Below are 25,095 nucleotides of genomic sequence, written 5' to 3'. Positions count from 1 at the left end.
CCGCCTCGTGCTTCTTGATTCAACTAGCATCGGGCTCTTCTTTATAGTGGGTAATATCTCCATGCAAAACAATTTTCGGTTTATCCGTCTCGATCTCGACTTTGCACAAGCAGGCCGGATGAATATACGGCGGACTCCAAATCTCTTTCATTGGCCGCTCTTCGAAATAGGCCATAATGAGCTTGACTACCACGGTGTGCGTGACGATTAATACGGACTTTCCTTGGTTTTCGCTAATGATTTGGCGCAGCTTATTAATGGCTCGGTCGGAAACCTCCTGAAACGTTTCGCTGCCTTGCACCTTAAATTTATCCGGGTCATTCCAAAAACGGTCGAATTGCTCCGGGTCCAGCTCCTTTACTTCTGCCATAGCTTTCCCTTCCCAGATGCCCAAATGAATTTCTTTCAACTCATGACTGTCGATAATATCGATATCCCTTATACCTCTTATGATTTCGGCTGTTCTGCGGGCTCTCGCACTCGAACTTGAGTAAATTACATCGATCTGTTCGTTCTGAATGGACTCCCCCAACCATTCGGCTTGTTTGATTCCCAATTCCGTCAGCGGCGAATCCTGATGACCTTGCAGCCTGTGCTCAACATTCCATTCCGTCTGCCCGTGTCGCACCAGGTAAATAACCGTTTTATTATTGTCCATCATCTTAACCTCTTTCCGGACGAAAGTTATGTATAAAAGTTTCTATTTGAGCTATATGATGCCGGTTATGCCATACGAACCTTTAAAGCGCAATATCCAAAGTGATGCTCATAGAATTTGTGGTCGATCATCTCTTCGGGGGTGAAATCGGACAGATTGCGCAAGTCCTTCTCCGCTTTCATCGACAGCGTTTTTCCGCTTATTTAAACTTATGTTACTATAATTTGTATCTTGAAGACACTGAAAAAATAAAAAGCCGCGGGCACCGCGACTTCGATTTATGCAACCTGTTTATGTTGTGCGATCCTTTATTCCGGACTTGTAACCTCGAGCCATTTCACCACCGCTTTTTTCAACTTCTCTCTCTTCTGTTCCACATCGTTCATGTCCTGAAACACAACCGTAGCCCTGTCGTTCGCGACCCAATCCAGCAAACCGGTGGCATCCTCGAACAAGCGCTCTTGAGCGGGTTGTCCCTTCACTTTCGCACCGCGATGAAAAACAAGCCTGACGGCGCCTTTCCCGTGCAAGTTAAACGTGATCCGGTCATCGCCATGCAGGCAAAAGCTCGGCGCATTCCATTTTATGTGCTCCGTAAGCCGACCGTCAGCGTTTAAAATGATGGTTCTGATTTCCTCCACCACATGCTTTAAGGGGGACTCGAGGTTATCCAAATATGCGACGACTTGTTCGTGACCCGTTAACTTTTTCGGCTTTTTGGGCGTCGAGGCCATAGGAAAACCGCTCCTTTCGTTATTGAAGCAAACGTGCGGCCCATTCAATTCGGGCACATATTTGACGACGCGGGTGTGTAACGTTAAAATGGTTTTCCCAGCGCGTTAGGTTAAAAACCGCCGCATACTCTATTATTCTATTACTAAAGTCATTTCTGTCGTTTCTTTAAATCCGAATTGTGTGTAAATTTCTTTTGCTTCCGGGGTTGCAAGCAACTTGATCATTTTGACATCCCGGCTTATCAGCCATTGAATCACTTTCTCCGTTAGTAGTTTTGCATATCCTTAATATATAGAACCCTTCACCCAAATTCCACTCCTTTATATGTGACAGAAAAATCCTGACCGTCACATTTTAGGAAACAATCCCGCTCCAGCTGTCACAAAACCGGGTCTCAACCCGTAGCATTCCGTACGCCAAGAGACCCGATCCTTCGCAACGCAAAGGATCGGGCCGGTCGAACCTCGCTCGCCGGTTCTAATTTTTGACCGCTCCGGCGGCGATATCGGAGATAAACTGGCGGCTGACGAACAGGAACAGCACGATCAGCGGAATGACCGCCATCAGCGTTCCGGCGATGACCATGGAATAATCGGTCTGGTAAATCCCGTTCAAGGAGGCCAGCGCCACCTGAAGGGTAAACTTGCTGCTGTCCGTGAGCACGATCAACGGCCATAAATAGTCGTTCCATACGCCGATAAAAGTGAAAGCGCCGAGAAACGACAACGCGGGACGCAAGATCGGCAGGCTCACGTTCCAGTAGAGGCGGAAGAAGCCGCAGCCGTCGATGCGCCCGGCATCAAGCAATTCATCCGGGATGGATTCCTGCGCATATTGGCGAATCCAGAAAATGCCGAAGGCGTTCACCATCCCCGGTATGATCAGCGCCTTGAACGAGCCGACCCATCCGAACTCCGCCATGATGACGAAGGAGGGCACAAGGGACAGCTGCGAAGGCGCCATCATGGTGGCGAGCAGTACGATAAACAGCCATTGGCTGCCGGGAAAACGGAATTTCGCGAACGTGACTCCGGCGAGCGAATCGAAAACAGTACCAGCACCGTCACGGCCGACGCCACAAACAGCGTATTGAAAAAGGCTCCCCAGAAATCGATGCTGGCCATGACGCGCGAAATGTTCGCCCCCAATTCGCCGCCGAACCAGAGGCGGGGCGGAAAGCTGTAAATTTCAGACGTCGTGCGGGTCGCCATAACGGCCAGCCAATAGAATGGAAAGATGGAGAGAAGCAGCCCGGCGAGCAATCCGGCATGTACGACGACAGATTTCCAGCGGTTCATCACGGTTCATCCATCCCCCTTTCAGCTGTCACTTGTCCGCGCGATGCTGCACGATCCGCCAGTTCACGATCGAGAAGACCGCGATCAGGATGAACATCCCCCAGCCGACCGCCGCGCCGTAGCCGAAATAGTTGTTTATGAACGCTTCCCGGTACAGGTACAGCACAATCGTCAGCCCTCCGCCGCCGGCGCCTCCGTTGTTGCCGACAAGCACTTGCGGCTCCGTGAACAGCTGCATCCCGCCGATCGTCGAAGTGATGACGGTGAACAAAATAACAGGCCGCAGCATCGGCACGGTAATCCGAAAGAAGGTTTGGAGCGTCGAGGCTCCGTCGATGCGGGCCGCTTCATACAATACGGAAGGAATGCTTTGCAAACCGGCCAAATAGATAATCGAGTTGTAGCCCGCCCACCGCCAGACGACCATTGCCGAAACCGCGGTCTGAATTCCCCATGTCCTGTTCAGCCATTCAACGGGATCAAGTCCGACAACGGAGAGCAAATAGTTCAGCAGACCGAAGTTGTTGGCGAACAGCGTGCTGAAGATGATGGACACGGCGACAAGCGACGTGACGTTCGGCAAAAATAGCCGATTCGAAACAGCGTACGGAACCTGACGAATGCCGAATTCAGCAGAAAAGCGATCAACAGCGCCAGAAACAGCATCGGAATGGTCGAGTACACCCAGATGAGCAGCGTGTTCTTGACCGCTTTCCAAAATTCAGGATCCAGCAGCATGAAGCGGTAATTGTTTAAACCGTTGAAGGTCATCTCGCCGATGCCGTCCCATCTCTGAAAGGAAAGATAGAACGAAAAGGCGATCGGAAAAAGACCGAATATCGCAAACAGCACATAGAAAGGCGATATAGCCAAATATTCCTTGCGATGTTTCCATATCTGTCTCATCATATCTTGCACACCTCCTGGGAAGGTTGCTTGATCGAACCGGAGAGAGTGTCCGGGATAAAGACGCGGAACACAAGGCGCGGCTTGCGCCGGATCAAGCCCGGGACGCCGGTGCGCTTCCGGGACGCCGAAGCGCGGGCCCGGCACAACCGTTAGCGGTCAGCGCAGCAGCTCCTTGCGGATTCGCTCCAGGGCGTCGTTCCACGCCCGTTCCGGATCTTTCCCCTGCAGCGCGACGTTGTCCAGCTCGCGCGTAAAAATGCCGTTGACGGACGGATGACGCTCCCCGAAAAAGGTCGGCTTGACCTGCCGCGCCGCTTCTCCGAACACCGCGCCTGTCGCCTGGCCGCCGAAGAACGGTTCTTCTTCCAGCATCTCCGGGCTTCCCAGCGTTTCGACGGTCGAAGGATACAAATTGATGTTTTTGAAGCTCCGCAGCTGATTCTCCGGGTTCAGCAGCCAGGAGATGAATTGAAACGCTTCCTCCGGGTGCTTGCTGTTCTTCATGATGGCCAGAAAGGATCCGCCGTTGTTGCCGGCTCCGGACGGGGCGTCCGTCACGCGCCACAAGCCTTCGGTATCGGGAGCAGCATCCATCAATATTTCCTTGTTCCACACCGCGCCGACGAAGCTGGCGATTCTCCCGTTGTTCATGGAGGCGTTCCATTCCGGCGTCGATCTGGCGGCATCGGCCAACAGCCCCATTTCATGCGCCTTGACGGCCAGATCCCACGCCTTCTTCACCGGAGACCGGGACGGATCGTCGCCGATGAAACGGCCTTCCGTATCGAAATAAATCCGCTCGTGCTGCGCCGTTACCTGCGTATAGAGCGCCGAAATACTGTCGGTCAAGTAGACGCCGCTGCCAAGCCGCTCCTGCAGCTGCCGGCCGGCTTCGAAGTAATCTTCCCAGGTTCCCATAAGCTCGGATACTTCCTCCGGTTCGCCCGGCAGCCCCGCCTTCTCGAACAGGTCGGCGCGGTAGAATAGAGCCGTCGGTCCGGTATCGATCGGCAAAGCCATCATATAGCCGTCGGGCGTGACGCCCAGCTTCCATTTCCAGTCGAGATAATCGGCCTCGATATCCGCTGCCCCGAGTTCGTACAAATTCCAAAAATGCGAGGCATTCGGAAACAGCTCGGCGACCCAGTCATTGATCGCGACGATATCCGGTCCGCCCGAGCCGGCCGCCAGCGTCGTTTTCAGCTTGGACTTGAAATCGCCTCCGATTTTTGCGCCCGAATGTGAAGATTCGGGAATTGCTGTTCCGCCTCGGCAATGATGCTGTCGTCCAGGCTGCGGTTCCAATACCATAGCGTCAGCGTAATTTGATTGTCCGAGGACCCGCCTCCCCCTCCGATCGAGCATCCTCCGAGCGTCATGACGGCCGTAAGCAACAGCAGCAGCAGGCGTTTGGTCCGCATCGGCAAATCCCTCCTCGTCATTGGAGATAGACACTTTAATGATTATAATATGAAAGCGGATACAGGAATGTGACAATAAAATAACCGCAAAAGGCGGACTGACGAATTGGGCGATGACTTGATTATCAGTTGGCGGGAAGAGGTACTTGACGATAGGCCGGCGAGACGGAGAACGGAGGAGGGCTAACGAATCTACAGTGCTCTATTGAAGCCAAACGGGCCACTATCAAGTTTTAACGAATCGTAGGATCTCTATTTGCGGCGATCGATGGTATTTTCGACGGATTTCTGCCAAATAACGATTCTGGAGTTCGTTACATACCGAATACGGCCGTTTTTCGAAAATAAGATACCTACGGTTCGTTAGAGCAACCGCCGGTACGTCCGATGGAGCAAAACCGGCAAATGCTTTTCGCCGAAGCGCACTGCCGGTTGGCGGGGAGCGTCAACGTTCGGCGCACGCCAGGAAGGGGACAGGCAAGCATCTGGCAGACGAACATCGATTAGTTGAAGTCGAAGAATGTCGGTTCAAAAAAGGTCGGGCAGCCATTCCATCAACGCTTCGACGCTGGCCGAATGGCTGAAGATGCCCCCCGCTATGCCCGCCGCATTCTGAACAGCCTGACGGAGCAAGGGCTGGCCGAAATGATCGGCGAAGAAGCCCCCGCTTCCAAAGGCAGGCCGCGGAACATATACCGGGTGCTCACGGAATAGCAAGCAAGCGGCCCCGGACAAAACGTGTTGTCCGGGGCCGCAGCCGGTCATATTCGGTACACTCGCGCTTCGTGCGGTCTGAGCTTGCAGGAAGCGATGGAATCGCCCTCCCCGACATCCGGGTAATTGGCGATCAGCAGCTGTTTCTGCCGATCGTCGAAGCCGTCGGGCAGGGTGAACGCCGTCTCATGGTCGGCATGATTCAGCATGACGAGCAGCCGGTCGCCGTCGAGACACCGGGTATAGACGTACAGATGCGGATCCCCCGGCGACAGATCCTCGTAATCTCCATAGACGATGACCGGATTCGCCTTTCGCAGGGCGATTAATTTTTGATAGTACCGGTAAATGGAATGCTCATGGGCAAGATCGCGCTTGACATTGATTTCCTTGTAGTTCGGGTTGACTTTGATCCACGGCATGCCGGTCGTAAAGCCCGCATGCTCGGTATCGTCCCACTGCATCGGCGTACGCGAATTGTCGCGGCTCAAGGCGAGCAGGCTTTCGAACACTTCTTTCGGGTCCCTGCCTTTTTCGACTTCCTCCCGGTACCGGTTTTTCATCGCGATATCGTTGTAATCCTCGATCGAAGCGAAGCGAACGCCGGTCATCCCGATTTCTTCCCCTTGATAGACGTAAGGATTGCCGGGCAGCGTATGCAGCATGGTCGCCAGAAGCTTCGCCGATTCCACCCGGTATTTCCCGTCGTTGCCGTAACGCGTCACTTGCCGGGTATGATCGTGGTTGTTCAGAAATTGGGAATTCCATCCTTTCCCTTTCAATTTCTGATACCAGTTCTTTTGAATTTCTTTGAACCGCAGCATATCCCAGCCGGGCATTTCATCGGCCACTTCGAAATGAAACAGCGCATTCAGCTCGTGACGGTCCTCTCCGACATAAAGCAGTCCTTCTTCCGGCGACACATAGGCGACTTCGCCAACCGTCATAATATCGTAATGACGCAGCACCTTTTCGTTCATTTCTTTCAAAAAGTCGTGCAGGCCGGGATTGTTCGTCAAATACCGGATATCATGCGGATTGTCCGCGTCGTCGAACCGCTCCGGCTTGGCCAGCAAAGCGATGGCGTCGAGTCTGAAACCGTCGATCCCTTTGTCCAGCCAATACCGCATCATCTCGTAGACAGCCTCGCGAACTTCCGGATTGGCCCAGTTCAGATCGGGCTGATCCACGGCGAACGAGTGAAAATAGTACTGTCCGGTTTTCTCGTCCCACTCCCAGACGGACGGCGAGAAGTAAGAGCGCCAATTGTTCGGCTCCTTCCCGTCCTTCGGGTCCTTCCAGATATACCAGTCGCGCTTGGGGTTGCTGCGGGAAGAGCGGGATTCCAGAAACCACGGATGCCGGTTCGACGTATGGTTGACGACCAGATCCATAATCAGCTTCATCCCGCGCCGATGAACTTCGTGAAGCAGCTTCTCCCATGTTTCCATCGTACCGGCTTTCGGCATCAGCTTGTAATAATCGGATATATCGTAGCCGTTGTCTTTATCCGGCGATTCGTAGACGGGATTCAGCCAAATGACGTCGGCCCCGAGGTTCTGAATATAGTCGAGCTTCTCGATTACGCCCTGCAGATCGCCGTAACCGTCTCCGTCCGTATCGTAAAAACTGCGCCAATATACTTGATAAACAACCGCTTCTTTCCACCAAACTTTTTCAAATCGGACACTCCTCTTTGCTGCTAACCCTGCGATGCATGAGTCTCGCTTGTTTCAAACGGCGATCATTTCACCGGTGCGGCGCCCTAATAACGGAGAGCGGCTTCCCACATTTCGAGCCTCGGCCGCACGCCCGGATCGTTCGATTGCACCGAGATGTAAAACGACGAACAAACATTGTCCGCCTTCGCGTGATACGCTCTGGCTGTCGAAGCCGCATAGCCGTTCGGCGTTTCGAGCTTGCTCACGATTTGCAGATTTACGATGGCAAAGAACGCTTGCCCGCCGGCGATAACCAAAACATGATGATTGCCCAAACAGATCGCCTGAACGTGCGCGCCTTCGCCGACCGGGACCGGCAGCGATACCTCATACTGATTTCGTTCGTCCATTGATTTCAGCCGGAGAACGCCATTATCGGCAACAATCGCTGCATGGTACCCTCTCCACGAATCCCACGCTAGTACGTTTTTCATATAAGGCTGAAAAGACTGCCGCTCCTCATCGTACCGGTATACGGTGCCCGAGTCGGCGACAGACCATAAGGTACGCCCATCCGCAATCAACGCCCGGCTTCGTTCGGGGAGCGGGGAGATTCGAACGGCGGACGGCGAGCCGCTCGCCGCGGCGTCATCGATTTTCCACAAATCCGGACCCGCCGCCACCCACACGCCGCCTTCCGGTCTTACGGCCATACCGTCCGCTTCATTTTCGAACTGCCACTTCACAGATGGCCAATCCCCGTTCGCATCCCGGACAAACCGCCAGGGACTGTGCCGGTCGCTGCGGCCGACCGAATTTCCCCAAGCGAGCCAGATATGCTCTTCCGAAGCGGCTACAGCAGACAAAACCGGACCGATGTGGCATGTGCCGAAAACGGCTTCCACCCCCGGTTCGGCCTCCCACGTAAAACCGTCCTCCGTCGATACCAGGCACCGGTCGGGGGACAGCGGAACGATGCCGCCCGGGATGGCCGGGGCTTCGCCGACCGGGATGGAGTGAACGCGGGACAGCAAGACGTCCGGTTTTTTGATTAACGATCGGATCGGACCCTCGTGCCTCCAGCCTCCTTCGTCGGTCACCGAACGCTTGATATGATCGAGCGTGCGTACCGTGACGGCGTTATCCCCGATGTCCACGATGCGGGATTGCCGCAGCCCGTCGCGGGTGAAAGAAGCGCCGTGCACGCCGGTTATAAAAAGTGGGTTCCAAACCGGTACGTATGGGAATCAGGATGCATGTGACTCAAATGATAATGGGCCGAAAACCACATGACGATTTCCGGACAATTTTTGAATAAATAATACCACCGGTAAGGATCATGGTTTTCGTCCAGGTAAGCGTTCGTCGACCGTACGTGGACGCGCGGCACCGTGCGCAGCCCGGAACCGACCGGGGGAGCGTGAGTAAAAATATAACAGGGACATTCGGACGTTCCTTGAGCTTTCCGGTCAGCCAGGCAAATTGCTCGTCGGAGGCGAACACCTCCTGTACGTCATAGCAGGAATCCGGACTTTGCGGTTCCGTCGAAGCGAAAAAGAATCGATAGTTTTCGAATTCCAGCACACCGTACGGCTTATCCAACTGAAACATTTGCAAAAAGCGTTCCTGCATCGTGCCTTTCGGCTGCTTCCCGTTGCCGGACTCCCGTTCCAAATCGTGGTTTCCCAAAATCGGTCTCAACGGCACGCCCGGCATTCGCAAAATCGTTCCGCTTCTTCCAGTCCGGCAACGCGGCCGATGTTCTCCTGGCTGCCGAAGTCGCCGAGCGGGATAATCAAATCCGGCTTGCAGTTCGCAATATCTTCCATCGCCGACCGCGTCAGTTCGTAATCTTCGGGTTTTAAATGAAAATCACCGAGAATGACAATTCTCAATCTTCAGCTGCTCCCTTCGTCGCAATCGCGCAAGTCTCGCTTGTTTCAAACGGCGATCATTTCACCGCTCCGGCGGCAATGCCCTTGATGATATATTTTTGCGCGAAGAAGTAGAACACGACTACCGGAATAATCGTCAGCGTCAATCCGGCCATCGCCAGATTCCAAACGATAGTGAACTCACCGAAGAAGTAGAAGGTGGACAGCGGAATCGTCCTGAGCCCTTTATCGGAAAGCGTCAGGGACGGCAGCAAATAGTCGTTCCAGATCGAGATGACATCCAGAATCGCAATGGTAATCGTAATGGTCTTCAGCATCGGAAAGACGATGCGCCAGAATACGCCGAATTTGCCGCAGCCATCCAGCGTCGCGGCCTCCTCGAGCGCAACCGGGACGGACTTGATAAAGCCGTGATACAGAAATACCGCCATGCTGGCGTGGAAGCCGACATTCATATAGATCAAGCCCCCGTGCGTATTCAGCATCGGGATATGCAGATTCCGGCTGATCCAGTCCATTACTTGCATCAGCGGCATCATCAGCGTCTGAAAAGGAATCAGCATCGTGGAAACGAAAGTCAGAAAGATGATTTTACTTAATTTGTTTTCCGTTCTGACCAGCATCCATGCCGTCATGGAAGCCAGGATGACGACAATCGCGACCGAAATGACGGTTACAAACAACGAGTTGCCGAATGCGGTAAGAAAGTTCATTTTCTCCATGGCCTGCTTATAATACTGAAAGCTTAACGTGGACGGCAGGGCCAATGCGTTCTCGTACAGCTCCGCCCGGTTTTTGAACGAGTTGACGATCATGATGTAGATCGGCGACAGGAATGCAAGCGCAAGGGCGACAAGCAATAGTTCGAAAATCCATTTGCTTGTTTTTCTCATCACATTTGCACCTCTCGCCTTTTCGTAATGATGACTTGCGTCAAGGTTACGGCGGCGACGATCAGGAAGAAGACGATCGCTTTCGCCTGTCCGAGCCCGTAATGGCTGTAGCTGAATATTTCATTGTAAATGTTCATGGCGAACAATTCCGTGGCGTTGTTCGGTCCGCCCTTCGTCAACGACAAATTGACGTCGAAAATTTTGAATGCTCCGGACAACGTCAGGAACAGGCAGATCGTAATGGCAGGCATGAGCAGCGGGAATACGATTCGGGTCAGCCTTTGCCACAAATTGGCCCCGTCCACTTTCGCCGCCTCCATCAAATCGTCGGGAATGCCTTGAATGCCGGCAATATAAATAATCATCGTATATCCGGCCATCTGCCATGTAAAGACGACGACCAGGGAATACAAGGCGAATTGCGGGTCGAGCAGCCAATTGAAGAACAGACTTCCGAAACCGGTTTCTCGCCGATCATGGACAAAATATCCGTAAAAATGAACTGCCAGATGTAACCGAGAATCAAACCGCCGATCAGGTTCGGCATGAACAGCATCGTCCGCGCCGCATTGCTTGCCTTCAGCCCCGTCGTCACAAGGAGCGCAAAGATGAGCCCCAGCACATTGACGGACAGAAGCGCCATAACGGTAAAAAGAACCGTTTTCCATGCGGAAGCGAGAAAGCGCTCGTCCTGGAAGATCTGGACGTAGTTGTCAAAGCCGACGAACACTTTGGGATTGGCGGGAATGCCGTCCCAGTCCACGAACGAATAGACAATGCCGATGACGAACGGCACGATGACCACGGTTGTAAAAATAAAAAGGAGCGGCACCGTGAATATGGCGAACCATAATTTATCCTTTCTTTTATTCATCCGTCTCACTCATTTCAGTAAAGATAGTTTCCGGCTTTCAAAAGGAAAACAAAAGCCTAACGCTGACGATCGAGGTTAGGCCTTTGTTTTTTTGAATTGTATTGCTTTATTTTGCCGCCTTTGCCCACACTTCATCAAGCTTCTGCAGGAACTGCTCCCCGGTCATGTTTTTGCTCAGGAAGTATTCCTGTGCGAGCGGAGCCAGGTCGTTCACAATAAAGCCCTGCGGGAAATCACGGAATGCCCACGGAATCGTGTTGCCGCTCTTCGTCGCTTCATGCACGGCCTGGGACAGAGGATCCAGTTCGTTCGCTTCGATATTGGTCATAGCCGGAATGAATTTGAATTCGTTCACGATGGCATTTTTGCCCGTCTCGCTTGTGAAGAGCCAGTTCAGGAAAGCGCTGGCCGCTTTGATTTCTTCCGGATCGGCTTTTCCGTTAATGACCCAGCTGCTTGCCTGGCCGACGGCAAGCTTGTCATTGCCGGCGAGCGGGAAAGGCATCATGCCGATTTCAAAACCCAGGTCCCCGTAATCGGCCAGCATGGTGTAGCTCCAGTTGCCTTGATGCACCATCGCCGTTTTGCCGGTCGCGAAATCGCCCATCTGGGTATCGTATTTGACTTCGAGCGGATTTTTCGTATTGGCTTTGATGGCATCCAGAAATTTCGCAAACTCCTGGAATTCCTTCGTATCCGCCATCTTCACTTCGCCTTTGTTCAATTGCTCGATGAACGCCTGCGGATCGGGCTGCAGCGCAAAAGGCGTATTGAGCAGATGTCCGATCAGGAAGTACGCTTCCTGCGAGAGGCTCAGACCGTTAACGCCTTCCGCCTTCAGCTTCTCCAGCGTTTTCGTAAACGAATCCAGGTCCTTCACATTGGCGGGATCGACCAGGCTCTTGTTGTAAACCAAGCCGAAGCCTTCCACGCCGTACGGCACGCCGACCACTTTCCCGTCGATTTCCAGAGCCATGTTCGGTGCGATATATTGCACATACGGCTCATTGCTCATGTCGTAGTAATAGGACTTGAATTTCTCCGCTTCCGATCCGGGAGCCACGCTGAAAATCGTCGGCCCTTGATTGGCGGTAAGCTTCGCCTGCAGCTGCGTCGCATAAGCGTCGCCCGCCGCGCCCCACACTTCAACCTCGTTGCCCGTTTCTTCCTTATACTTTTTCGTTAGCGCTTCCAACGGTTCGGCAATTTCCACCTTCGATTGGAAAATCGAAATTTTCTTCAACTTTTCCGTTCCGTCCGCCGAGGTGCCCGACTCGGAATCGTTGCCCGTCGAACTGCCGCAACCTACCGCAGCCGCCAACAGCGCCGTAGCGGCCAGTATGCCGAAGTACTTTTTGACCTTCTTCAACGTAATGCCCCCTTAACGGTGTTGTGATTCCAGTTGCTCGAGTGAGTAAAACGCTTACTGGCCTTTATTATAAAATCGATTTTATAAATCGTCAATAAATTTTACTTATTCGGATTAGTAAAAAACAACGAATTTTACTTCATGAATATAAAATCTGATTTATGCCGTTCCTCTCCATTTGACGGACGCACTCAGTTTAAACGGTTCTTTCCCTCCTGTGCCGTTGATCATCGCCAGCAATTCTTTGGCCGCGATATAGCCGCTTTCGTATCGGGGGATGGAAATTGTCGTCAAACCTGCCACGGCCGCCATGTCGGAATCGTCAAATCCCGTTACGGCAACGTCTTCCGGAACTCTGATGTTGTATTCTTCGAAAGCTTTGATCGCGCCGATGGCCATATTGTCGTTCGCGCAAACGACAACCTCGGGCACATCGTTGCTCAAAATCATAATTTTGGCCGCCTGGTACCCGCTGTTTTCGCGATAATTTCCATGGAAGTAGAGCTTTTGGTCGAACGGAATGCCGTTTTTGGCCAGCGTATCGATCAGCCCGGCGAAACGTTCTTTATTGTCCAGCGTAAAAGCGAGGCCGCCGATATAGCCGAATCGTCTGAACCCTTTGTCGACCAGTCCCTGCACCATTTCACACATAACGGGATAGTTGTCAACGATAACGCTTTTAGTATGGGCATGTTCGTTTTCAATAATACGGTCCATCACGACGATCGGAAAATTGGCCTTGGCGGCGGATACGAGCAGCTCGTCCGGCATACTTCCGTCCAGGCTGATCACTCCGCTGGCAAAATTGCTCCGCATAAAATTGGCGCTCGATTTATTCGTGCAAATGATCAAATCGTAACCGTTCTCGGTCAGGCAATCGCTGATGCCTTCTATAATCTTCAAATAAAAGTCCCGGTCGAAATCGCTGAATATAAAGATAACCGTTTTATTTTTTCCGATTTCGCCGCTTTTCCCGACGTTTCCATGTAGCCGTATTCCGAACATATTTGCAGCACCCGTTCCCGTGTCGCCTGTCCGACGTTTTGCGTCCGTTCAGCACATTGGATACTGTCGACACCGAAACACCCGCAAGCTTAGCGATCTCTTTCAATCCAATCATGTTTTACGGCCTCCATCGAAAAGTTGTATGATATAAATATAACAGGTAATATTCTTTTGTAAAATTTACTTAGTAAAAATATAGATTTTACTTTTTTCAACGTAAAAAAAACTGCCAGGAATGAATCCTGGCAGTTTCGTTTTTTTATGATTTGTGAGGCGCCGCCGCAGGCAGCCTTACTCGCCCTTCTGCTGCAGCGCTGCCCGCAGCGCATCGCCGAGGCTGTTCGACAACGGCGCGTTGTCGCTGTACTTCTCGATCAGCTTGCGCTGCTCATGCTTGCTTACGCGGCCGCCCTGCTTGTCGCCGACCATCTCGATGACGTTGCACGGACGGCAATGAAAAATTTCCCTGCCTTGCCGTTGCGGATTTCCATCTTCTTGTGGCACTGCGGACATCTCCGGTTCGTCAGCGCCGGCTCCGCCGACCGCCGGTAGTCGCATTCCCGGTCCGAGCAGACGAGCGACTTGCCACGCTTGCCCTTCACTTCCATCAAAGGCTTGCCGCAGGACGGACAGCGGGAGGTCGTCAGGTTGTGCGGCTTGTATTCCTTCGTCTCCCGCTTGACCTCCTCGACCCACAGCCGGGCCCGCTCCCGAATGCCGGCCATGAACGATTGCGGGTCGCCTTTGCCCTTGGCGATCCGCTCCAGCTCGCGCTCCCATTCCGCCGTCATGTCCGGGCTGCGCAGCTCATCCACGACGAGCTCGAACAGCTGGCGGCCCTTGCCCGTCGGGATGAGCCGGTTCTGCGTCCGCTCGATCGTATCGGTCTGCAGCAGCTTCTCGATAATATCGGCCCGGGTGGCCGGTGTGCCGAGGCCGTGCTTCTCCATCTTCGCCAGCAGCGCCGCTTCGGTGTAACGGCCCGGCGGCTGCGTCCGCTGCTCGCGCGTGCGGCATTGCTTCACCGGGACCGTCTGGCCGACGGCCAGCTCCGGCAGCCGCTGCGCCGGCTGCGCGTCGCTCCGGTCCGCCCCGTCCTCTTCGTCGTCCCAATCGTCATCGCCCTGGGAACCGGCCCCGCCGGATGCGTAAACCTCTTTCCAGCCGGCGTCCTTCTCGATCCGTCCTTTGGCGAAATAATGATCATCGCCGACGGAGAGGACGACCGATGTCTCGTCGTACCGGTACGGCGGATAGAACAGCGCGATAAACCGGCGGACGATCAGATCATACAATCGTCGCTCATCGTTCGTAAGCGCGGACAGATTGACATACTGATCCGTCGGAATGATCGCGTGATGGTCGCTCACCTTGCTGTCGTCGACGAACCGCTTCGATACCGGCAGCGTTCCCCGCAGAACTTTGCGGGCCAGCGCCGCGTAAGGCCCGACAGCGACGCTCTCCAGCCTGCCCTTCAGCGTCGGCACGATATCGCTGGAGATGTAGCGGGAATCGGTACGCGGATACGTCACCAGCTTGTGCTGCTCGTAAAGCCGCTGCAGCACATTTGACGTCTGCTTCGCCGAGAAGCCGAGCCGCTTGTTCGCATCCCGCTGCAGCTCGGTTAAATCGTACGCCTGCGGATGCGGCTCGCTCTTCTCCGTCGTGCGCAGCTTCGTCACCTTGGCGGCGCGCCCGCGCGCCCGTTCCGCGATCGCCTCCGCCTGCGCCTCATCCCACAGCCGCCCGTCGTGGCCGTCCTTCTCGCGCCATACCGCCTGGAACGAGCCGAAATCGGCCGCGATCGTCCAGTAAGGCTTGGACTGGAAATCGCGAATTTCCCGCTCCCGTTCGATCAGGATGGACAGCGTCGGCGTCTGCACGCGGCCGGCGGCGAGCTGCGCGTTATATTTCGTCGTCAGCGCGCGCGTCACGTTCAGACCGATGAGCCAATCCGCTTCCGCGCGGCATACGGCCGACTGATACAGCGCATCGTATTGATGTCCCGGCTTCAAATTCCGGAAGCCGTCCCGGATCGCCTGGTCCGTCTGCGATGAAATCCACAGCCGCTTGAACGGCTTGCGCCAGCGGACAAGCTCCATAATCCAGCGCGCCACCAGCTCGCCTTCGCGCCCGGCGTCGGTCGCGATGATAAGCTCGCCAAGGTCGGCACGCTTGCACAGCTGGGCGACGGCGCGAAACTGGCCGGCCGTCTCCTTCAGCACCTTCAGGTTCATCCGTTCCGGAATAATCGGCAAATCTTCCAACTTCCATGTCCGGTATTTCGGGTCGTAATCCTCCGGCTCGGCCAGCGTGACAAGATGTCCGAGCGCCCATGTCACGACATAATCCGGTCCTTCCATGTAGCTTTTATGCTTTTGCCCGCAGCCGAGCACCCGGGCGATTTCTTTCGCGACGCTCGGCTTTTCGGCCAATACGAGTGATTTCATGACAACGCTCCATTCCCCTGACATGATGATCGGGCCGCCAAGTGCGGCCTCATCTTTCGTTCATTATCCGTCAAGGGCGCCGCCGTTGTCAAAGAACCTACCGGGCCGGCTTGCCCGATATTCGGGCATAATCTTCCCGGATCAAATCCCGCACCGGCTTGGCGGTCGTCCGGTCCATATGGTAGATTCCCATCGTCTGGCTCCACTGTCCGTGATTGACATACCAATTGTAGGCCGTCCAAAAGTCGATTCCCGCCAAAACCCCTTCCGGGTTCGGCCGCCCTTCCATCGTCACCGTCGCCTGCTCCATCAGCGCCCGCAGCGTTTCGTTATAAATCTCCGCCTGACGGTCCGCCTCAAGGTCCGTCTCTCCCGTCCAGTAACCGAACTCCGTGTTGAGCAGCGGCTTGTCGGGCCAACGGAGCGCCGCTTCCGCCACAAAATCGCGAGTCCCTTCGTACGGCGTGCTCCCGTGGAAAATACCGAAATACATCGTCCAGGCCGCGACGTCAAGCGGTTCCATCGATTCGTCCCAAGGCCCGGGCTGATCGGCCGCAGCGCTCTGCGTCACGAGCCGGCCGTCGTCATAGAAAGTGCGGATATCCCGGACAAGCCGCTCGTTGTAAGCCTTGCGCAGCATGACGTCCTTGCTTTCGTTCTGCGTGCTCCACATGATGACCGAAGGACGGTTGTATTGCGAGAAAACCATTTCCCGCCACATTTGATCGGCGAGACGCCGCGTCTGCTGCGCTTCGTAATGAATCGTCTCGAACTGCCAGAGCGGGATTTCGCTCATCGCGGCAAGGCCGAGACGATCCGTCGCCAGGTAGGTGTAAACGTGGTTCGGATAGTGTCCGGTCCGTACCATATTGGCATTCAGCCCGCGAATTTGTTCCAGATCGCGGACGATCCGTTCCCAGGAAGCCGTCCGGCCATATACCGGCCACTCCTCGTGGCGGGCGATGCCCCTCAGAAAGACTGGCTCTCCGTTGAGCAAAATATTCCGTTTGTCCGTACGGATCGTCCGGATGCCGAACTGGGTCGCCAGCCGATCCGTTGCCGTTCCGTTCTGGTGAACCGAAAATTCCGCTACGTACAGATGCGGCGTCTCCATCGTCCACCGTTTCGGCTCTTTGATACGAACGTTCCATGTCACAAGCCGCGCTTCCAGCGGAGCAAGCTCGATGTCCCGGTCGTCCATCCCTTCCGTCTCGGCCGGTGCGCCGATAATATCTGCGGGATACGGCGATGCGAGCAGCTTCTCGCTGTCGGTGACCGCCTCATAGACAGCTCCCGCCAGCGTCACGGATGCCTTGCGGTTGCCGCGGTTCTCCACGACAGCCCGGATGAGCAGCCTTCCGTCCTCTTCCTGCGGCACAATGTCCGCCCGCACCATATGCACATACGGCGCCGCTTCCAAATATATCTCTTGGATGATGCCGGTGTAATTGAAAAAGTCGGTTCCCGCCACCGCCGGAATCGTATCGATCCGCGAACCCCACGGCGGATTGTCGACGCGGACCGCGATCGTATTGGCGCCGCTGCGGACAAAGGGCGTCACATCCAGCGCGAACGGCGTAAATCCGCCCTCATGCATCCCGGCCCATTGACCGTTGATCCAGATGTCTGCGATATAGCTGACGCCCAAACTTTTGAGCGTGACAGCCTGGCCGCTCCATGAATCGTCCAGCTCGAACGTGCGGCGGTACCAGACGCCGTCCTCATAGGTCTCCGCTCCGGCCGCGCTCTCCTCGCCGGTCATGATGTTCTCGGGAAGCGGCAGCTCGATGTCCTCCCAGCCGGAATCGTCAAACTTCTCGGCGGTACGGCCTTCCGCCGCCTCCTCTACGGCGCGCACCCATTCCCTGCTCCGCGGAGCCATCGTCTGATCATGGTCGGCTGCAAACCGCTCTTTCTTCCACGTTCCGGACAACGTCAACACGTTGCGCCGCTGAGGCTCGAACGTCGGCACCGGAATGCCGTTCTGATAGGCGATGACGCCGCCTTCCTTCTCTTCGAATTGAAACGTCGTTTGCAGCAACCCTTTTTCCGCTTTTTCAGGCAATCTATTTCTCATCGGCACATTCTCCTTTCCCTTCATCAACACCGATCCGAACGCCCCGACAAGCAAAACGATCCCCGCTCCTGCCAGGACGGCATAAAAACGTTTCCCCATCTTCAGAGCGCCTCCTGCCTCACTTGCGCTGCCCGCGCATAAAGAAAGCGGCGCGCTTCACGCCGCTTTCGGCCGATAGATTGCAGTGGGGCGAAAATTATTGCCCCGAAACCTCCTGATACCATTCATTGACTTCTTCGGTCACCTGATCGCCGCCGTTTGCTTTCCACTTCGCGACGAAATTGTCGAATTCGTCTACCGGCAGTTTGCCATAGATGATTTTATTGAACGTTTCGAATTCGGACTGCCGCAGCAAATTCCATTTGCTCTGCATCGTTTTGGTCGGAGCGCCGTTGAAATAGTTTTGCGCCGGATATCCTTCTGGTCCATGACAACCTTCGCGGCATACCAGTTTTCCGGTTTGCGCTGTTCGGCAAGCTGCCGTTCGTACGGCGTTTCCGGCTTGCCGCCTTCCGCCAGCTTCACCAGCGTCTTCATATAGAGGTCCGGAATCCGGGCCGGATTGTTGTTAAACCCGGTAATAAACATGAATTCGTTGTTGTAGTCCGGAATTTTGGACGCGTCGCTGGTCGGTTTGCCGTCGATAATATCCCAATCGTATCCTTTGGCAAAACCGTACTCGTATTCGCTGCCTTCCTTCGGATTGGCGTAATGTTCGAGCAAATGGTTGTAGTATACGAAAATCGCTTCCGGATGCTTCGCGTGACGGCTGATCAGAATACTGCCGTTCGTACCGGTGCTGCTGCGCCACTTCGTCCCGATATGACCGTCGGGGCCGCTCGGGATCGGGTACGCCTTATATTTGGAGCCCTTGACGTTCTTGGTCAAATCCGGCGCCGGCCAGTCCGGCACCCACTGCGCGCCCGGCAATATGCCGGCCTTGCCCGCCGTCCACAGCTCCGACGACTTGCCTTCGTCCCACAGCGCCGCGTCCGGATGAATATAGCCTTTGGCCATCCACTCCCGCAGTTTTTCCAGCGCCTGCTTCGCTCCCGGGTGAATGGAGCCGTAGACGAGCCGGCCGTTCTCATCCATATTCCACTGCTCGGGGATCGTGCCGTAAGCGCCGAACACCCATTCCAGCGACCCCATCCAGCCGTTCAGCGTGCTGCGCATGGCGGCCGTTAGCGGAAACACTTCCTCAGGCTTCAATCCGTCGGGATTCTCATACTTGAATTTCTCCATAATGACTTCCAGATCGGCAATCGTTTTCGGCTCCGACAACCCGAGCTTCTCCATCCAGTCTTCTCGGAACCATAAGACGGTATTGTCGTTGTCCAGATACTCGAGTACCGGCAACGCATATTTCTTCCCCTCGTACATAAACGGATACCACATTTCCGGATGCTTCTCGGAATGCTCTTTCAGAATCGGGCTGGCATATTTATCGAACAATTCGTCAATCGCCATAAACTCGCCCGATTCGATCAACTGCCCGATCACGACCGGATCGTCGTAGTACGGCACAAAATCCGGAATCTCCTCGCCCGACGAAAGCGCAAGCTGCAGCTTCTGCTTGTACTGGTCGACGTTGGCCGGCTCCCAAATATTTTTGATTTTGATGCCGAGCTTCTCTTCCGCCCAGCGGCTGTGCACATTGTTGTCTTTCGTGTCGCCCTTCGTATATTTCCGTTGGCGGCCGACGCTCGTAATTTCGATCGGCGTGCTGTATTTGCCGTTCTTGACCGCCTCGTCGGCGATCGCCGCCGCTTCGGCGTGTCCGCCGCCTTCTCCCTGTCCCGTTCCTTCCGCCTCTCCGCCTCCGGAGGAGCAGCCCGCAAGCAGGCTGAAGCTGAGGACGGCGGCCAGCGCCAGTCTCCATCCTTTGCGAAATTTGCGTTGCATCTTGTTCCCCCCTGCCTTATGATAGCCCCATCTTAACAGGCCCTTTGAAGACGGTTCCATAAGACAATGTTAGGCCGATAAGAATTTATTGTTCATGCAGTCCGGATCAAGAGGCGCTCTGCCTTCCGCAACGATCGCGCATATCCGGTTATTTGCCGGCATTCACCCGATCCCGGTACTCTTGCGGTGTCACGCCGTAAAACTTGCGGAACACCTTGATGAAATAGGCCGGATCCAGATAGCCGATTTCCTCACATATTTCATATACCTTCAATTGTGAGCCGCTCAGCAGCGCACAAGCCTTCTCCATCCTCACCTGCATCAAATAGTCGCTCAGCCCCTGTCCGGTTTCCTGCTTGTATATTTTGGACAAGTGGGTCGGATGCATATGAACGTAATCGGCAATCGCGCGCAGCGATGCGTCCGTCTTCAAATGCCGTTCGATATATTCATGAACCCGGCGTATCGTCTCGCGGCGGTTGTGGACCGCCTCCTCCCGCATATGGCAGCGCATCGCCTGCAGCATGGAGGACGCCCAGCGGCGCAGTGCCGCAATCGAACGCATCGGTTCCCCGGCGATAAAACCGCTTGTCAGCTCCGGCGCCGCGTCGCGCAGAAAGATGCCGCTGCGGTGCGCAAGCTGCAGAAAGGCGCCGCCGATCTCCATCGCCGCCGCCAGCAGATGCTCGTGGGATTCGGACCAGTCAGTCTCAAGCTCCGTCAGCATCCGCTCCACGAGCGCTTCCGCCTCCTGCCAGCGCTGCACTTCCATCAGTTGCAGCAGCGATGGCGGGCAGTGCAGCGTCCGCAGCGATTTGGCGGAAAGCGGCGGCGCCGCATCTTCTTGCGCCAGCAGAAGCTCCTGCCGGCCTCCGACCTGCTGGCGGAAGCTGATCAGCGCTTTCTCGCAGGCCGCATGGACCTCGTCGGGAAACCGGTGCGGATCCGTCATCAGGAGCGAAACGCTCGCTTTCGCGAAACGCTTAATATTTTGCTGCAGGCCGAGAAGCAGCCGCTCAAGCGCTTGCGCGTCACCGATGTCCGGCGCAGGCGGCCGGCCGTTCCCGCAGCGAAGCAGCATGGCCATATAATCCCGGCCAAGCCAGCAGCTCCACACGTCGAATCCGCCGGAAGACATCCATTCCTCGGCGATGTTCTGAATCGCATACTCCGCCAGTTTCCGTTCGTGCTTCGGCGCTTCCCGCCCTTCGCCGCCGCCGAGCCGGTCGTCCGGCCGGACGAGCACCAGCAGGACCTCGTCCCCCGCCCGGAACGGGATGCCGTAACGGACGGCGCAATTCTCCCAATCCGCCGCACGAGCCGTTCCCGTCAGCCATTCGGACAGCAAATGGCTGCGGATCAGCGGCATATTCTCATTCAGCGAATAAGCAAGCCGGCGCTGCAGCCGCTCCTTCTCATCCAGCCGCTCCAGCCGGGACAGCGCCTGGCGGACGACACGGAACAATTCCTCGTCCTTCACCGGTTTGAGCAAATAATCGAACGCTTCGAGCTCGATCGCCGTTCTCGCATATTCGAAATCCGAATAGCCGGACAGCAAGATACAGATGGTATCGGGCCGGCGCCTGCGAATTTCTTCAATCAGCTCCAGCCCGGTCCACTCCGGCATCATGATGTCGGTTATCACCAGATCGATCGGGTACGTTTGGATAAGCTCCAGCGCTTCAAAAGCCGAATAAGCCTTGTGCACGACATCGATGCCCACCTCTCCCCACGGCTTATGGTCGGCCAGATTGTCCGTCCAGTGCGCTTCATCGTCGACAATAAGCAAATGTTTCATTCCTGTCATTCCTGCCGTCTCCTTTCCGCCGTTTCTGCGCTTTTCGCGCTGCCGTTCGTCCATTCGAGCCGGACGACGACGCCGCCTTCGGCGGCCTGCGCTACCGTAAGCTCCGCTTCGTCCCCGAACGCCATCCTGAGCCGCTGCGCCGTATTCCACAGACCGTAGCCGACTTCCGGCTCTTCCTGCAGCTGCAGCGTCTGCTGCAGTCGGAAGAGCCGCTGCTCGTCCAATCCGCGGCCGTTGTCCCGCACCGTAAGCCAAACGCGCTTTCCTTCCGTCCCGCCGGCGATCCGGATCGACGCCGGCCTTGCCGAGCGGGCGACGCCGTGAACGATCGCGTTCTCGACGATCGGCTGCACGATAAGCCGCGGCACGTCCAGCGTCTCCGCTTCCGGCGCCACATCGATATCGTAATCGAGGCGCGGGAAGCGCATCTGCTGAATGTCCAGATAATTGCGGACCAGCTCCAGTTCTTCCCGCAGCGTTACCGTTCCGACATCGGTACGCGTCATGTAGCGGTAATAATCGCTAAGCCGGTGCGCCATGGCCACGACAGCCTTGCTGTTTTGCATTTCGGTCATATTGATGATGAAGCCGAGGCAATTGTACAGAAAATGCGGGTTGATCTGCGCCTGCAGCTGCTTCACATAGGCATCCTTGGCTCGCAACTGTTCCATCAGCACATGCTCGATCAGTTCCCGAATTCGCCGTGTCATGTCGTTGAACCGTTCGAACACGAACGAAAACTGGTAGTCGCTTTCCCATTTCAGCCGTACGCCGTAGTCTCCGAACTGAACGCTTCGCAATCCGCCGATCAGCTTCTTGAGCGGCGTCAGCACATTCCGGTGCAAAGCAAAGGACATCAGCAAAGTAAGCGCAAACAATCCGACCAGCACCGTATAGAAAAAGGCGTTCGCCTTGCCGAGCGGCTTCATCGCTTCCTTAAGCGGCGTACAATCCACGATATACCACCCCAGCGTCGCCGAGCGGACGCCGGTCACCGCATATTTGCCTTCGCCGCTCTCCAGAGCATAGTGGAACGTCTCCCCGGTCTGCCGGTCGACTTTCCGGGCCAGCTGGTCAAGTATGCTGGTCGTCAGCTCCTCGTCCGCGCCTCCGGACGATATCCAGTCGCCCGTAGCCGGGTCGTACAGCAGCGTTTCGCCGCGCCCATGCAGCGCTTCCTGATTCAGAAGCGCCCGAATATTGGATTCGGGAAAAGCGGCCTCGATAATGACCGACGCGTCCTTCGGGTCGCCGGCATGCATGATCGAATCGGAAATGTACTTGTAAAAGGATCGCCCGCCTTTCCGGTCCGGCCTGAGCGTCCAGTGAACCGTTACGTTTTTCCGCAATTCCTCCTCGTCGTACGACGAAAATTCGGCGGCAAGCATGTCGCGATTGAACGTCGAATATACCGCGAACGAGCTTTTCCATTGCGGCGATATATTTTCCTGAAACACGATTTTATCCTGGATAGCCCGCCGGATAACCATCTGATCGTAGCTCATCCGATCGATCGGAATGGAAGCGAACTGCCGGACCGTCGAGTCGTTGAGCAATATCATCGAAAAGCTGACCATCTGCTCGATTTTGAAATCCATGTCGCTCTTCATCAGCTGCAGCTTCTGCAGATTGGACTGCCTGATTTCCCGCTGGATCACTTCCGTCGTCTGACGATGAGAAAGCCAATAAATGATGACAATGAGCATAAAGACGGCGGCCAATCCCGCATTCAGTCTGGCAAACAAATTTCGTCTGAACTTCATCGTTTTCCCCCGTCTTGTCCGAATTGCCTAACGGAATCCTACCGGCCTAAGATCGCCATATAGGCAGGGCGGAGCGCCGTCAGTAACATTGAGTATAGCTGAAACCAGCTTCACGTCAAAAGGGGGAAACGCTTTGAACGCCGCCAATGAAACCTCGCATACCGGACTGTCGCCGCAGCGTCCTCCGGGCAAACGCCGGGGCTCCGCCGCGGTTCGCCGGCAGAACGCCTGGATGCTGCATGTCATGGTGCTGCCGGCAGCCGTCTTCACGTTCATCTTCGCCTATATTCCGATGTTCGGGATTATGATGGCGTTCCAAAATTATAAGCCGAGACTCGGCTTTCTGCGTTCGGAATGGGTCGGTCTGGAACATTTCCGCTATATGCTCCAGAACGATTATTTTCTCCGCATTATCTCGAATACGCTGTTTTTCGCCTGCATCAAAATCGCGCTGAACCTGCTGGTGCCGTTCGTATTCGCGCTGCTGCTGAACGAAGTGCGCAAATCGTTCGTCAAGCGCTCGGTGCAGACACTCGTTTACTTGCCGCATTTCCTGTCATGGGTCATTCTCGCCGGCATTCTGATCGACGTGCTGTCCCAGACCGGGATCGTCAACCGCTTTCTCGGCATGTTCGGCATCGAACCGATTTTCTTTCTCGGAGAAGGCAACTGGTTCCGCTTTACCGTCATCGTAAGCGACGTCTGGAAGGAATTCGGCTTCAGCACGATCGTATTTCTGGCGGCGCTGGCCGGCGTCAACCCTTCGCTCTACGAGGCGGCCGAAGTGGACGGCGCGGGACGGTGGAAGCAGACGGTGCACGTCACCATTCCGGCGCTTATGCCGATTCTGGTCGTCGTCGCCACGCTGGCGCTCGGCGGGGTGCTGAATGCGAATTTCGACCAAATTTTCAACCTGTACAATCCGCTCGTATACGACAAGGCGGACATTATCGACACGTTCGTGTATCGCGAAGGGCTCTTGAGCGGCCAGTTCAGCTTCGCGACCGCGGTCGGCCTGTTCAAGTCGTTCATCAGCCTGGTGCTGATCATCGTTTCGTATACGCTGGCCTACCGGTTCGCCAATTATCGGATTTTCTAGCCGGGTTCGAACCGGACATGAACACGAGGGGAGTCGCTTTCGGATGTATTACAAAACGGTGCCTTACCGGATATTCTCCTTCTTCAACCATCTGTTTCTGATCACCGTCGCGCTGCTCTGCATACTGCCGCTCGTCCATCTGCTGGCCGTATCGTTCAGCGGGCCGGCGCCGGCCAATGCGGGGCTGGTCACATTCTGGCCGATCGATTTTACGCTGGAAGCGTACAACAAGACGTTCGAGAATCCGAATTTCATTCGCTCGATTTTCATCTCGGTGGAACGGACGGTCCTCGGCACGGCGCTCAGCATGGCGCTGACAGCAACCGCGGCGTACGCGCTGTCCAAAGAGCACGCGCTCCCGGGGCGGAATCTGTATATGTGGTACTTTATTTTCACGATGCTGTTCAGCGGCGGCATCATCCCGGCTTATATTCTGATTACGAAACTGGGGCTTATCAATACGATCTGGTCGCTCGTTCTTCCCGGCGCGGTCGGCGTCTACAATATGATTCTGCTGCTCAATTTTTCCGCAACATTCCGCGGGAGCTGGAGGAGGCGGCGC

At 55.4% G+C, this 25,095-nt stretch carries 16 protein-coding genes and 5 pseudogenes; 3 read left to right on the top strand and 18 right to left on the bottom strand.

Going from position 1 to position 25,095, the window contains the following annotated elements:
• Positions 1–19 precede the first annotated feature (19 nt).
• The 6 genes and pseudogenes from PACILC2_RS07660 to PACILC2_RS26560 form a co-directional block, all read right to left on the bottom strand.
• Positions 20–661 (bottom strand): histidine phosphatase family protein, encoded by a 642-nt coding sequence (locus tag PACILC2_RS07660; RefSeq protein ID WP_244863339.1) that lies wholly within the window; start codon positions 659–661, stop codon positions 20–22.
• A gap of 305 nt (positions 662–966) precedes the next feature.
• Entirely contained in the window at positions 967–1,392 is a 426-nt protein-coding gene (locus PACILC2_RS07655) for a DUF1801 domain-containing protein (protein ID WP_213528422.1), read from the bottom strand.
• Positions 1,393–1,870: 478 nt separating this feature from the next.
• Positions 1,871–2,691 (bottom strand): annotated as a pseudogene (locus tag PACILC2_RS07650) (carbohydrate ABC transporter permease).
• Between the two features lie 28 nt (positions 2,692–2,719).
• Positions 2,720–3,600, bottom strand: a pseudogene (locus PACILC2_RS07645) (carbohydrate ABC transporter permease).
• A gap of 156 nt (positions 3,601–3,756) precedes the next feature.
• Complete coding sequence (locus PACILC2_RS07640) at positions 3,757–4,905, bottom strand: ABC transporter substrate-binding protein (protein WP_244863338.1); 1,149 nt, start codon at positions 4,903–4,905, stop codon at positions 3,757–3,759.
• Positions 4,800–5,021 (bottom strand): hypothetical protein, encoded by a 222-nt coding sequence (locus tag PACILC2_RS26560; RefSeq protein WP_244863337.1) that lies wholly within the window; start codon positions 5,019–5,021, stop codon positions 4,800–4,802. The genes PACILC2_RS07640 and PACILC2_RS26560 overlap by 106 nt, the downstream gene beginning before the upstream one ends.
• 576 nt (positions 5,022–5,597) lie before the next feature.
• Here PACILC2_RS26560 and PACILC2_RS07635 point away from each other — a divergent pair.
• Positions 5,598–5,735: a hypothetical protein gene (locus PACILC2_RS07635; RefSeq protein ID WP_213528421.1), complete on the top strand. Its 138-nt coding sequence runs from the start codon at positions 5,598–5,600 to the stop codon at positions 5,733–5,735.
• Between the two features lie 47 nt (positions 5,736–5,782).
• Here PACILC2_RS07635 and PACILC2_RS07630 read toward each other — a convergent pair whose 3' ends face one another.
• The 12 genes and pseudogenes from PACILC2_RS07630 to PACILC2_RS07575 all read right to left on the bottom strand — a co-directional run bounded on the left by PACILC2_RS07630 (position 5,783) and on the right by PACILC2_RS07575 (position 23,434).
• The gene (locus PACILC2_RS07630) at positions 5,783–7,450 is read right to left on the bottom strand and encodes a glycoside hydrolase family 13 protein (protein WP_213528432.1); all 1,668 of its coding nucleotides are present in this window, start codon (positions 7,448–7,450) and stop codon (positions 5,783–5,785) included.
• Positions 7,451–7,500: 50 nt separating this feature from the next.
• Positions 7,501–8,601, bottom strand: a complete 1,101-nt coding sequence (locus PACILC2_RS07625; protein ID WP_213528420.1) for a hypothetical protein — start codon at positions 8,599–8,601, stop codon at positions 7,501–7,503.
• Between the two features lie 492 nt (positions 8,602–9,093).
• A complete protein-coding gene (locus PACILC2_RS07620) occupies positions 9,094–9,291 on the bottom strand; it encodes a metallophosphoesterase family protein (protein ID WP_213528419.1) in 198 nt (65 codons plus the stop codon).
• 56 nt (positions 9,292–9,347) lie between these two features.
• Positions 9,348–10,184 (bottom strand): carbohydrate ABC transporter permease, encoded by an 837-nt coding sequence (locus tag PACILC2_RS07615; protein ID WP_062490869.1) that lies wholly within the window; start codon positions 10,182–10,184, stop codon positions 9,348–9,350.
• Positions 10,184–11,058, bottom strand: a pseudogene (locus tag PACILC2_RS07610) (carbohydrate ABC transporter permease). Before PACILC2_RS07610 ends, PACILC2_RS07615 begins: the two are co-directional and overlap by 1 nt.
• Before the next feature lie 106 nt (positions 11,059–11,164).
• On the bottom strand, positions 11,165–12,427 hold the full coding sequence (locus PACILC2_RS07605) for an ABC transporter substrate-binding protein (RefSeq protein ID WP_062490865.1): 1,263 nt from the start codon (positions 12,425–12,427) through the stop codon (positions 11,165–11,167).
• A 159-nt stretch (positions 12,428–12,586) separates the two neighbouring features.
• A pseudogene (locus PACILC2_RS07600) lies at positions 12,587–13,547 on the bottom strand (LacI family DNA-binding transcriptional regulator).
• Between the two features lie 176 nt (positions 13,548–13,723).
• Positions 13,724–15,882, bottom strand: a pseudogene (locus PACILC2_RS07595) (DNA topoisomerase III).
• Positions 15,883–15,979: 97 nt separating this feature from the next.
• On the bottom strand, positions 15,980–18,058 hold the full coding sequence (locus PACILC2_RS07590; RefSeq protein WP_244863336.1) for a glycoside hydrolase family 2 protein: 2,079 nt from the start codon (positions 18,056–18,058) through the stop codon (positions 15,980–15,982).
• A 195-nt stretch (positions 18,059–18,253) separates the two neighbouring features.
• On the bottom strand, positions 18,254–19,864 hold the full coding sequence (locus PACILC2_RS07585) for a type 2 periplasmic-binding domain-containing protein (protein WP_244863335.1): 1,611 nt from the start codon (positions 19,862–19,864) through the stop codon (positions 18,254–18,256).
• A gap of 148 nt (positions 19,865–20,012) precedes the next feature.
• Positions 20,013–21,671 carry a response regulator gene (locus tag PACILC2_RS07580; RefSeq protein ID WP_213528418.1) on the bottom strand — a complete coding sequence of 553 codons (1,659 nt, stop codon included), beginning with the start codon at positions 21,669–21,671 and terminating at the stop codon, positions 20,013–20,015.
• Positions 21,668–23,434, bottom strand: coding sequence for a sensor histidine kinase (locus tag PACILC2_RS07575; RefSeq protein WP_213528417.1), 1,767 nt, complete (start codon positions 23,432–23,434; stop codon positions 21,668–21,670). The genes PACILC2_RS07580 and PACILC2_RS07575 overlap by 4 nt, the downstream gene beginning before the upstream one ends.
• Positions 23,435–23,666: 232 nt before the next feature.
• On the opposite strand from PACILC2_RS07575, the gene PACILC2_RS07570 reads away from it, so the two are divergent.
• Complete coding sequence (locus PACILC2_RS07570) at positions 23,667–24,533, top strand: ABC transporter permease (RefSeq protein WP_213528430.1); 867 nt, start codon at positions 23,667–23,669, stop codon at positions 24,531–24,533.
• A 43-nt stretch (positions 24,534–24,576) separates the two neighbouring features.
• On the top strand, positions 24,577–25,095 hold a 519-nt coding region (locus PACILC2_RS07565; RefSeq protein ID WP_504739382.1), incomplete at its 3' end, for an ABC transporter permease family protein.

The sequence above is a fragment of the Paenibacillus cisolokensis genome (assembly GCF_018403665.1).
Lineage (GTDB): Bacteria > Bacillota > Bacilli > Paenibacillales > Paenibacillaceae > Paenibacillus_AH > Paenibacillus_AH cisolokensis.
This window is presented reverse-complemented; position numbering and strand designations above follow the sequence as displayed.